Origin of the sequence: Cupriavidus sp. UYPR2.512 (genome assembly GCF_000379565.1) — a bacterium.
In the GTDB taxonomy this organism is placed as follows: Bacteria; Pseudomonadota; Gammaproteobacteria; order Burkholderiales; family Burkholderiaceae; genus Cupriavidus.
In genome coordinates this window covers 1-9,950 of record NZ_KB902867.1, presented here as the reverse complement: position 1 = coordinate 9,950, position 9,950 = coordinate 1, and the positions used below count along the sequence as shown (strand labels likewise).

11 protein-coding genes are annotated in these 9,950 nt (G+C 66.1%); 2 read left to right on the top strand and 9 right to left on the bottom strand.

Features of this window, described 5'->3' with window-relative positions; translation table 11 throughout:
- The 7 genes from A3A5_RS0106615 to A3A5_RS0106585 form a co-directional block, all read right to left on the bottom strand.
- Window positions 1-215, bottom strand: a 215-nt coding sequence (locus A3A5_RS0106615) for an ATP-binding cassette domain-containing protein (protein ID WP_026200524.1), incomplete at its 3' end; no start/stop codon positions are given.
- 49 nt (window positions 216-264) lie between these two features.
- The gene (locus tag A3A5_RS0106610) at window positions 265-954 is read right to left on the bottom strand and encodes a DUF2848 domain-containing protein (protein ID WP_018309821.1); all 690 of its coding nucleotides are present in this window, start codon (window positions 952-954) and stop codon (window positions 265-267) included.
- A 67-nt stretch (window positions 955-1,021) separates the two neighbouring features.
- Window positions 1,022-2,248, bottom strand: a complete 1,227-nt coding sequence (locus A3A5_RS0106605) for an ABC transporter substrate-binding protein (RefSeq protein WP_018309820.1) — start codon at window positions 2,246-2,248, stop codon at window positions 1,022-1,024.
- Window positions 2,249-2,295: 47 nt separating this feature from the next.
- Window positions 2,296-3,639, bottom strand: a complete 1,344-nt coding sequence (locus A3A5_RS0106600; protein WP_018309819.1) for an amidase — start codon at window positions 3,637-3,639, stop codon at window positions 2,296-2,298.
- Between the two features lie 2 nt (window positions 3,640-3,641).
- Window positions 3,642-4,022 carry a cupin gene (locus A3A5_RS0106595; protein ID WP_018309818.1) on the bottom strand — a complete coding sequence of 127 codons (381 nt, stop codon included), beginning with the start codon at window positions 4,020-4,022 and terminating at the stop codon, window positions 3,642-3,644.
- A 45-nt stretch (window positions 4,023-4,067) separates the two neighbouring features.
- Window positions 4,068-5,552, bottom strand: coding sequence for a 4-hydroxyphenylacetate 3-hydroxylase family protein (locus A3A5_RS0106590; RefSeq protein ID WP_018309817.1), 1,485 nt, complete (start codon window positions 5,550-5,552; stop codon window positions 4,068-4,070).
- A gap of 36 nt (window positions 5,553-5,588) precedes the next feature.
- The gene (locus A3A5_RS0106585) at window positions 5,589-6,134 is read right to left on the bottom strand and encodes a flavin reductase family protein (RefSeq protein ID WP_018309816.1); all 546 of its coding nucleotides are present in this window, start codon (window positions 6,132-6,134) and stop codon (window positions 5,589-5,591) included.
- 368 nt (window positions 6,135-6,502) lie between these two features.
- Between A3A5_RS0106585 and A3A5_RS0106580 the strand changes: the two genes are divergently transcribed.
- The gene (locus tag A3A5_RS0106580; protein WP_018309815.1) at window positions 6,503-7,726 is read left to right on the top strand and encodes an IscS subfamily cysteine desulfurase; all 1,224 of its coding nucleotides are present in this window, start codon (window positions 6,503-6,505) and stop codon (window positions 7,724-7,726) included.
- Here the strand turns inward: A3A5_RS0106580 and A3A5_RS0106575 are convergent.
- Complete coding sequence (locus tag A3A5_RS0106575; RefSeq protein ID WP_018309814.1) at window positions 7,723-8,265, bottom strand: MarR family winged helix-turn-helix transcriptional regulator; 543 nt, start codon at window positions 8,263-8,265, stop codon at window positions 7,723-7,725. The two genes, A3A5_RS0106580 and A3A5_RS0106575, sit on opposite strands and share 4 nt — an antisense overlap.
- A gap of 109 nt (window positions 8,266-8,374) precedes the next feature.
- On the opposite strand from A3A5_RS0106575, the gene A3A5_RS0106570 reads away from it, so the two are divergent.
- Window positions 8,375-8,956: a nuclear transport factor 2 family protein gene (locus tag A3A5_RS0106570; RefSeq protein ID WP_018309813.1), complete on the top strand. Its 582-nt coding sequence runs from the start codon at window positions 8,375-8,377 to the stop codon at window positions 8,954-8,956.
- Between the two features lie 10 nt (window positions 8,957-8,966).
- On the opposite strand, the gene A3A5_RS0106565 is transcribed toward A3A5_RS0106570, so the two are convergent.
- A partial coding sequence (locus A3A5_RS0106565; protein WP_018309812.1) for an amidohydrolase occupies window positions 8,967-9,950 on the bottom strand: 984 nt, incomplete at its 5' end.

Sequence of the window (9,950 nt, the reverse complement as noted above, 5' to 3'; positions counted from 1 at the left end):
CGGGTGATGTCGATGCCGTTGAAAAGGATGGTGCCGGTGGTCGGCTCCAGGAACTTGGTGAGCAGGTTGAAGCAGGTCGTCTTGCCGGCGCCGTTGGGGCCGATCAACGCATGGATCGACCCGCGGCGCACCCGCAGGCTGACGTCGCTCACCGCGGTAAAGCCGCGGAAGGCCTTGCCGAGGTTACGGGTCTCTAGTATCAGGTCGTGGTGCATGGCCGTGACTCCGTGGCGCTGTCTTGTCGGTTGGGATAGCGCGGCATGCTCAGCCCGCGACGGGCAGCGCCGCAACCGCGTACGCGTGGCGCAGCGTGCGCCCCAGCACCGGATCTTCCAGCTCGATCTCGAAGCGCTCGGCCGGGCGGATGCCGCCAATGGCGGGCAGCGTGCCGCACAGCATCGCCGAGCCTTCGCCAAAATCGCCGCCATGGCCGCTGAAGCGCTCCAGCAGGTCGGCCGGAGAGCGCATGGCGGTCACCGGGCCCTCCTGGTACAGCACGCGTTCGCCGTCGATGGTGGCGTAGGAGCGCAGTACCAGCCGGTCCCAGTGGCCTTCCACCTCACAGAGACGCCACAACGCCGGGGCACAGGGCTTCTCGCACATCTGCTTGGACACGGTGATGCCGTAGGTCTCGGCCTCGCGGTCGGTATGGTCCGAGGCAATGCCGACCAGGATCTCATCGCCGTCCCGGACCAGCAGGAACTCGGCTTCGCCACTGCTGGCCCCGCCGCTGACCTGGATTTCCGGCGCCGGCCCCAGGCGTTGCGCAGCGACGCGGTAGAACACCGGGGTGTAGGGTGGGCGCTTCACGCCCAGCTCTTCCAGTTCCCGGATGTGGGCTTCCATGGCTTCGACGTCGCGGCCGGTCCAGCCCGCCACGATGAGCTGGTGGATGGTGACAGTGCGTTGCGATTTACCCTGGCGGGTGTCGATATCAAAGGTAAGGGTCTTCATGATCGCTTGCTCTCTGCAATGGGGTGGAGCGCCGGCTGGAATGCCGGCCTCGGTGAGGGATATGGGCTTACTTCCTGACCAGCGGGCAAGTGCTTGCGCTGAGCGGACGAAACGCTTCGCTCGCGGGGATCACGCTCTTGATCTTGTAGTAGTCCCAGGGACGCTTCGATTCCTGTGGCCGCTTCACTTCGACCAGGTACATGTCGTGCACCATCAGGCCATCGGCGCGGATCGTGCCGTTCTTCGCGAAGAAGTCATTGACCGGGGTCTCGCGCATGCGCGCCAGCACGGCATCGCTGTCGTCGCTGCGCGCGGCCTGGATCGCCTTCAGGTAGTGCGTGGTCGACGAGTACACGCCGGCATGCACCAGGGTCGGCATGCGGCCCGTCTTCTCGAAGAAGCGTTGCGACCAGGCTCGGGTAGCGTCGTCGCGGTCCCAGTAGAACGATGTCGTCAGCGTCATGCCCTGCGCGGCTTGCAGCCCCAGGCTGTGGATGTCGCTGATGAACATGTGCAGCCCGGCCAGCTTCTGCTTGCCCACGGTGTTGATGCCGAAATCCGCGGCGGTCTTGATCGCATTGACCGTGTCGGCGCCGGCGTTGGCCAGCCCGATCACCTTCGCGCCCGAGGACTGCCCCTGCAGCAGGTAGGACGACAGGTCGGCGGAATTGATCGGATGCTTCGCCTTGCCCCTCATGGTGCCGCCGACACTAAACAGGGCCTCGGTGCCGTCCTTCTCCAGCGACGCGCCCAGCGCGTAGTCCACCGTCAGGAAGTACCAGCTGTTGTCGCCGCGCCGGGCCAGCGCCTTGACCGTGTTGGCGGCAAAGGCATAGGTGTCGTACGAGTACTGGATGGTGTAGGGCGAGCAGTCTTCATTGCTCAGGCGCGTGGTGCCGGCCCCGCTGGCGATGACGATCTTGTGCTTGAGCTTGCCCAGGTTGGACACCGCCAGCGCGACCGACGACGGCAGCGCGTCCTGGATCACGTCGACCTTCTGGTTGTCAAACCAGCCGCGCGCCAGCGTGGCGGCGACATCGGTCTTGTTCTGGTGGTCGGCGCTGACCACCTGGATGGGGGCGCCCAGCACCTTGCCGCCGAAATCATCCACGGCCATCTGCGCGGCCACCACCGAGCCCTTGCCGCCGATGTCGGAAAAGATGGACGACATGTCAGTCAGCACACCGATCTTGACCACGCCGTCGCTGATGGGGGCCGGGTCGGCTGCGGAAGCAGTCGCCGCGAACAAGGTGGCGCAGGCCAGTACGGCGGCGCCGGTACGGATATCAGGCATTGTTGTCTCCACTGTAGTTATGGGTACTTCTGTACTGCTGCGGGGGCTCAGCCCCGTTCGTGCCGCAATGCCGCCTCGATGCCCATGCCGATGGCCAGCAGCCTGCGGTCGGACAGGTGGCGCCCGAACAGCATCAGTCCTACCGGTGCATCGCCCAGGCGATGGCACGGGACTGACAGCGCGCACAGGTCGAGCATGTTGGCGATGGCCGGGTTGCGCAGCAGCAGCCGGTTGGTGCTGAAGAAGGCGTCGTCGTCGTCCAGGTCCGCGATGCGCGGCGCCACCACCGGCACGGTGGGAAGGACCACGGCATCGAAGCCCGCCAGCTCGGCATCGGCCTGCCGGCACAGCTCGCCCCGGCGCTGCAGCATGCGCAGGTAGTCGGCGGCACGCTGCCCGTCAGCCAGTCGGATGCGCGACAGCACGCGCGGGTCATAGCGATCCGCCTGCTCAGCCAGCAGATTGCCGTGCCAGGCACTGGCTTCCGCGGCGACCAGGCCGCCGTTCGCGCCGACGCCGGCCAGTTGGTCCCAGCTGTCGAAGCTCACGTCCTGCAGCAGCGCGCCCGCCGCCGAGAGCCGGCGCAGCGTGCGGCTGAAGACCTCGGCCACCTCGTCCGACATTCCCTCCAGCACCAGGCCGATGGGCACCGCCAGGCGCAGCGCGGCCAGCGGCGCCGGCCCCGCGGGCGGCGCCTCGCCCGCCATCACGGCATCGATGGCGGCGCAGCACGCCACGGTGTTGGCCAGGCAGCCCACCGAGTCATAGCTGGGCGACAGCGGCACCGTGCCCTGCAGCGGCACGCGGCGCGCCGTGGGCTTGAAGCCCGCGATGCCACACAGCGCCGCCGGGATCCGGCACGAACCGCCGGTGTCGGAGCCGATCGCCGCCAAGGCCATGCCGTCGGTCACCGACACCGCCGCCCCCGACGACGAGCCACCCGGAATGCGGCCGGCCTGCCGGTCGTAGGGATTGCGCGGCGTGCCGTAGTGCGGATTGATGCCGACGCCCGAGTAGGCGAACTCGGTCATATTGGTGCGTCCGACAAACACCGCCCCCGCCGCGCGCAAGCGCGCAATGGCCGGTGCATCGGCGCCGGCCGCACGCTCCGGCAGCACGAGGGCGCCGGCGCGGGTCACGTCGCCCTGCACGTCGAACAGGTCCTTGACGGACACCGGTACGCCCGCCAGCGGGCCGGCCACGCCTTGCTCGCGCAGCATGTCGCAGGCCTGGGCCTGCTTGCGCGCGGCCATGCTGACGCCATGCGGAAACACGCGCGCGCCCTCGCCGCCGGGGTTGCAGATACGTTCGACGCAGGACGCCAGCAAGGACTGCGCGTTGGCGCTGCCCGCGGCAAGCTGGCGCTGTGCGGTTGCGATGGTCGCTTCCATGGTCAGGCCGGGTCATAGTAGTGGATCTCCATCAGCATGCAGCCGCCATTGGACTTGAACGGGCCGTGGAAAGCGCCGGGCGGCCGGCAGGCGTAGGTGTTGGGGACAAACGCTTCGCCGCCCTTGCCATCGGCGTCATTGCCGACGGTCAGGTCGCCGCTGAGCAGGTAGACCTCTTCCCAGTACTCATGCACGAACGGCGAGGTGGTGAACACGCCGGGCTGGAAGCGCAGCAGGCGGGTACGGCTGCCGCTGCGGCCGCCCTCGTCCAGCGAGCCGGACAGGATCTTCTGCTGGATACCCGAAGGATAGCCGTGGGGGACCTCCCAGCCGGACTCCAGGTCCAGGGTGTGGAACTCGTCGTGAAGTTTGGTGATTGCCATGTCGATCTCCGTAGTCGATGCAGGAAATGGGAACGGTGCGGGGTGTCAGGCGGCCTGCGGCAGCTTGGCCAGTTCGCTTTCGAGGGAATAGCTGCCGAGCATGTTGTCGACCAGGCCGGCAGCGTTCTGCCAGTCGTAGGTGCGGTAGGCATGGCCCTTGGTGACGAAGGTGGCGCCGGCGTAGAACATCTCGTACTGGTTGTGGCGCGACGCAAACTCGGAGCCGACCGCGTCCCAGGCGAGCTTGAAGAACTTGACGCGCTCTTCCGGGCTGCACACCGGCGACTTCTGCGTCTTGGCGATGATCCCGGCGAGCGACGGATTGGCGAAATCCTCGATGCTCGACGGCAGCATGATCATGCCGCCGCCGGCCAGCTCGCGCAGCGTGGCCAGCACCTTGCCGTAGAGCTGCTGGGTCACCACCTGCGAGCCGTACAGCATGCTGCGGTCCGGCACGAAGTAGCCGTGCTTGCCGACCTGGCCCTTGGCTTCCATGCCGTAGACCCAGGCCTCGACCATGCCCGCCTCGGCGGCCAGCTGGCCCAGCATTTCCCTGACCTGCGGGAAGCTGCTGGTGCCGTTGATCTCGGTGATGCGGTGCGCCAGGCCCACCAGGAAGCGCAGCTTCACCATCAGCCGCACCTGGCACTGGTAGTTCTGGTAGACGTGCGCCGGCGTGGCGTGGAATTGCTTTGCGCACAGGCCCACGTCGCCCGCGACGAAGATGCGCTCCCACGGCACCTTGACATCGTCGAAGTAAAGCACCGCGTCGTTCTCGTCGAAGCGGCTCGCCAGCGGGTTGTCGAACACCGAGGTGGCATGGGCTTCGTACGACTTGCGCGACATCACCTTCAGGCCCTTGGTGTTCATCGGCACCGCGAAGGACAGCGCATACATCTCGTCGCCCTCGCGCAGCGGCTGGATGCAGCTGCAGAAGACTTCGTTCGCCATGATGCCGCTGGTGGCCAGCATCTTGGCGCCACGCACGGTGATGCCTTCCGCGTCCTGGTCGACGATGCCCACCGCCAGGTACTTGTCTTCCTGCTCGTGCGCGGACTTGGACTGGTTGGCCTGCGGGTTGACGATCACATAGGTGAGGAACAGGTCGTTGTCGCGGGCGTAGCGGTAGTAGTCACGCAGCGCGCCGGCGCGGGCCGGATCGGCCTGCTCAAAGACATCGATGCCCATGTACATGCCCGAAATGCAAGAAGCCACGTGGTCGGGCGAGCGGCCCATGAAGCCGTAGTGCAGTTCGGTCCAGGCTTCCAGCATCTGGCGGCGCTCGACCAGTTCGTTGTAGCTGGTCGGCAGCTCCCAGATCCGGCTGACGCGTCGGTCGGTGCCCGCGGGCTGGAAGGTCATCTTGTCGATATTGCCGGGCTGCGCCTGGAAGTCATAAAGACTGGCGTAGCTGCGGATCGAGTTGCGGAAGGCCGGATGGCTGGTGACGTCCGTCACCCGCTTGCCGTCCAGGTACACCTCGCGGCCATCGCGCAGCATGGCGATGTGCTGGTTACCGGTCTTGATCATGTCGTTCTCCTGTGCTGACTGTCTGTTCTTGTGGATTCAAGCGGCGGCCGGGCTGTCTTCCAGCGCCCGGTACTTGCCGCCAAAGAAGATGAGGGGCCGGCCGTCCTGGCGGGCCTGGTGACGGACCACCCGCCCGATAAAGATCACGTGGTCGCCGCCGTCGTGCTGGGCATAGGGCTCGCACTCGAAGGTGGCCAGCGCATCCGGCAGCAGCACATGGTTGTCCCCGTCGCGCTTGCCGAAATCGATGCCTTCCCACTTGCCGGAGTTGGCCCTGGCGAAGCGGTTGGAGATATCCTGCTGCGCCTCCGCCAGCACGTTGACCGCATAGCGCCGCGCGGTGCGCAGGTCCCCCAGGCTCAGGCAGCGGCGGTCCACCGAGAACAGCACCAGCGGCGGGTCCAGCGATACCGAGTTGAACGACGCCACCGTGATGCCGACCGGCAACCCCTCTTCCCGCGGCGCGGTAATCACGGCGACGCCTGTTGCAAACATCGCCAACGCATTCCTGAAGCGGCGCGGCGCTTCGGCGTCCGCTTCGGCGTCCGCTTTGACGCCCCGACCAACAGATGACTCAGCCATCACGACTCCTACGCAAGTGTTCTCACCAAACCAGTTACTTTGTTTATTTATCTTTGTAACTTAGGTTTTATTGAATGCTAGAAAACAACGCTATTCAAGTTGGTGGAAACCCTAGAGCGCGGAACCGAACCGCCCCCAGGGCGACTCAATGAAGTCCGGAACCCATGCTGGACAAGGTTTTCCGGTTAGCGGACAGGTGGCGCCAAGCGCCCGGAATTGCAGCTGTCCGCGCCTCAAGCAACCCTACGGCCAACATGGCACCGCCGCGAACGGCCGCTACCCGGTGCTAGACTCGGCCTCACTTTCCTTGACCGGCGGGTACGCTTTGCCCACGGTCGTCCCCACCTCCGCCTCCAGGAATGAGCGCTATGCAATCCGAGCCGAAGACCCTTCCGATCTACATGGACTACAGCGCGACGACGCCGGTCGACACCCGCGTTGTCGAGAAGATGGTTCCCTACCTGCACCAGCAGTTCGGCAACCCCGCATCGCGCAGCCATTACTACGGCTGGCAGGCGGAAGACGCGGTCGAGACCGCGCGCGCGCATGTGGCGGCGCTGCTGAATGCGGACCCGCGCGAGATCATCTGGACCTCCGGCGCAACCGAAGGCAACAACCTGGCGATCAAGGGCGCGGCGCATTTCTATCGCGGCAAGGGTAATCACATCATCACCGTCAAGACCGAGCACAAGGCCGTGCTCGATACCTGCCGCGAGCTTGAGCGGCAGGGCTTTGAGGTGACCTATCTCGACGTCGGCACCGATGGCCTGATCGACCTTGACGCGCTGCGCGCGGCCATGCGGCCGGACACCATCGTGGTGTCGGTAATGATGGTCAACAATGAGATCGGCGTGATCCAGCCGGTGGCGCAGATCGGCGAGATCTGCCGCGCGGCGGGAGTGGTGTTCCATTGCGATGCGGTGCAGGCCGCCGGCAAGATCGCCATCGACCTGGAAGCGCTGAAGATCGACCTGCTCACCGTGACGGCGCACAAGGTCTATGGCCCCAAGGGCATCGGCGCGCTCTACGTGCGGCGCAAGCCGCGCATCCGCATCGAGGCGCAGATCCACGGCGGCGGGCATGAGCGCGGCATGCGCTCAGGCACCCTGCCGACGCACCAGATCGTGGGGATGGGCGAGGCCTTCAGGCTGGCAAAGCTGGAACTTGCAGAAGAAGCGCGCCGCGTGGGCGCATTGCGCGACCTGCTGCTCGCGGGGCTGTCGCGGCTGGACGAGGTCTATGTCAACGGCAGCCTGGCGCACCGTATCCCGCACAACCTGAACATCAGCTTCAACTATGTCGAAGGCGAGTCCCTGATCATGGGCATCAAGGACGTGGCGGTGTCGTCGGGCTCGGCCTGCACCTCGGCCTCGCTGGAGCCCTCGTTCGTGCTGCGGGCGCTGGGCCGCAGCGATGAGCTGGCGCATAGCTCGATCCGCTTTACGCTGGGGCGCTACACCACCGAGGCAGAAGTGGACGAAGTCGTCCGGCAGGTCAGCGAGACCGTTACCCGGCTGCGCGAGCTGAGCCCGCTATGGGAGATGCATCAGGAGGGCATCGATGTCGGCACGGTGCAGTGGGCCGCGCACTAACCTTTCTGCCGGCGCGCCTGCAGGTGTTCGAGATCCAGCGCGGCGCGATCGCCGTTGGCGACCAGCCGGCCCACCACCGAGCACAGCACCTTGAATTCGGTGCGGGAAACGCCGTCGAACAATACGTCGTTGATCTGCTGCTGCACCGGCAGCAGTTCATTGAGCAGACGGGTCCCCGCGGCGGTGATGGTCAGACGCATCTTGCGCTTGTCTTCGGGATGGGCCTTCTTGTCGATCAGCCCCAGTTTCTTGAGCTTGCCGGTCTCGATGGTGATGAACGGGCCGCTCAGGTGCAGATGGTCGGCGAGCTGGTTGACCGTCACCTCGCCTTGCTGCGACAGGTGCAGGATCGAGCGGATCAGCGAGTACTGGACCCCCGTCAGGCCGATCAGGCTGCCAAAGCCGTCGCGCACGGACAGCAGGCGCGCGGCAAACGGCAACAGGCCATTCACCAGGTGCCGGAACTCACGGTCCGAGCCGTCGACCAGGCACGCCGGATGCGTTACGGTCAGGTTCTTGTTTGCAGGAGTCGTTGCCATCGGCGGAATGTCCACTTAGCTTTTGATACAAGCTTTGTGCCAAATTCTATCAAACTCGCCGCACCACCCCGGCGGCCCCCGCCTTTCAACCCATGCCATTGAGTCCAGCATGAACACAATCCCGCTCGCCACCGCCAAAGCCCGGCTGGCCCAATACGTCGAGGCCAAGGACAACAACCGCCCGGCGCTGATCCACGCAGCCTTTGCCGCGGATGCGTCGCTGACCTTCTCGATCGATACGGACAACATCACCTTCCCGCCCAGGGCCGAAGGCGCGGATGCCATTGCCGCGACGCTGGTCAGCGAATTTGCGAAGACGTTCGACCGCTGCCGGACCTACTACATCGGCGACGTTGCGGCCGCGCTGAACGGCAACGCCATGACGGTCCCCTGGCTGGTGGTGATGCGCGAAACCGCGGCCAACGCCTTGCGCGTCGGCAAGGGCTACTACCACTGGGGCTTTGCCGCCGGCGATGACGGCACCTACCGTATCGCCAGCCTGCATATCCATATCGAACGGATGGACACCAGCGCCGATCCCGGCGCGGTCACGCTGGCGGCCCTGCAGGCGGCGCTGCCCTATCCCTGGCTGCCTGCGCCGGTGCTGGCTGCCGCCATCGAAGCGCAAACCAGCGCGCAGCCCGCGCTGGGGTTCCTGAACGTGTTCGCGCAAGCGGCCCGCATGCCCTGACGGGCGCAAGTCATTTGGCCGGCAATTGCTGCGTGACCAGCGCCACCCAGTACGCCGCGCCCAGCGGCAGGATCCTGTCGTTGAAGTCGTAGTAGGGATTGTGCAGCGGCGGGTCTTCAGCGCTCTCGCCGGCGCCGATGCCGATATAGGCGCCGGGGCGCTTTTCCAGCATGAAGGCGAAGTCCTCCGATCCCATTGCCGGCTTGATATCGGTCTTCACGTTGTCGGCACCCACCAGTTGCGCGGCGGCGGCAATGGCGGCGTCGGTCTCTGCCGGGGTGTTGACTACGCCGGGGTAGCCGGGGCGGTAGTCAATCGCGATCCGCGCGCCGTGGGTCGTTCCCACGCCTTCGCAGATCTGCCGCATCTCGGTCTGCGTGCGGTCGCGCACCGCGGGGTTCAGCGTGCGGATGGTGCCGCGCAGCACCACCGATTCAGGCAGCACGTTCCAGGTATCGCCGCCGTGGATCTGGGTGATGCTGACCACGACCGAGTCAGTGGGATCGGTGCGGCGGCTGGCAATGGTCTGGAGCGCGGTGATCAGGTGCGCTGAGACGACCACGGAGTCAATGCCGTGGTGCGGCTGGGCGCCATGCGCGCCCTTGCCGGTGATGACGATCTCGAAATTGTCCAGGAACGCGGTCATGGTGCCGGCGCGGATGGCGAACTTGCCGCGCGGCAACTGGGGAAAGTTGTGCATGCCATAGACGGCATCGGCCGGGAACTCGTCGAACAGGCCCTCTTCCACCATCACGCGGCCGCCGCCTTCATTCTCCTCGGCGGGCTGGAACACGAAATGCACCGTGCCGCGGAAGGCATCGCGGTTGCGCGACAGGTGCGCGGCCGCGCCCAGCAGCATGGCGGTATGGCCGTCGTGGCCACAGGCGTGCATCTTGCCCGCGCAAGTGGAAGCATGGGCGGCCTTGCCCAGCTCCTGCATGTTCAGCGCATCCAGATCCGCGCGCAGTGCGATGCCGGGGCCGTCGCCGTTGCG

Coding starts and splice junctions, on each gene's coding strand:
- A3A5_RS0106605 (WP_018309820.1), bottom strand. CDS start 2,248: ATGCCTGATATCCGTACCGGCGCCGCCGTACTGGCCTGCGCCACCTTG.
- A3A5_RS0106575 (WP_018309814.1), bottom strand. CDS start 8,265: ATGGCAACGACTCCTGCAAACAAGAACCTGACCGTAACGCATCCGGCG.
- A3A5_RS0106580 (WP_018309815.1), top strand. CDS start 6,503: ATGCAATCCGAGCCGAAGACCCTTCCGATCTACATGGACTACAGCGCG.
- A3A5_RS0106590 (WP_018309817.1), bottom strand. CDS start 5,552: ATGATCAAGACCGGTAACCAGCACATCGCCATGCTGCGCGATGGCCGC.
- A3A5_RS0106600 (WP_018309819.1), bottom strand. CDS start 3,639: ATGGAAGCGACCATCGCAACCGCACAGCGCCAGCTTGCCGCGGGCAGC.
- A3A5_RS0106570 (WP_018309813.1), top strand. CDS start 8,375: ATGAACACAATCCCGCTCGCCACCGCCAAAGCCCGGCTGGCCCAATAC.
- A3A5_RS0106595 (WP_018309818.1), bottom strand. CDS start 4,022: ATGGCAATCACCAAACTTCACGACGAGTTCCACACCCTGGACCTGGAG.
- A3A5_RS0106610 (WP_018309821.1), bottom strand. CDS start 954: ATGAAGACCCTTACCTTTGATATCGACACCCGCCAGGGTAAATCGCAA.
- A3A5_RS0106585 (WP_018309816.1), bottom strand. CDS start 6,134: ATGGCTGAGTCATCTGTTGGTCGGGGCGTCAAAGCGGACGCCGAAGCG.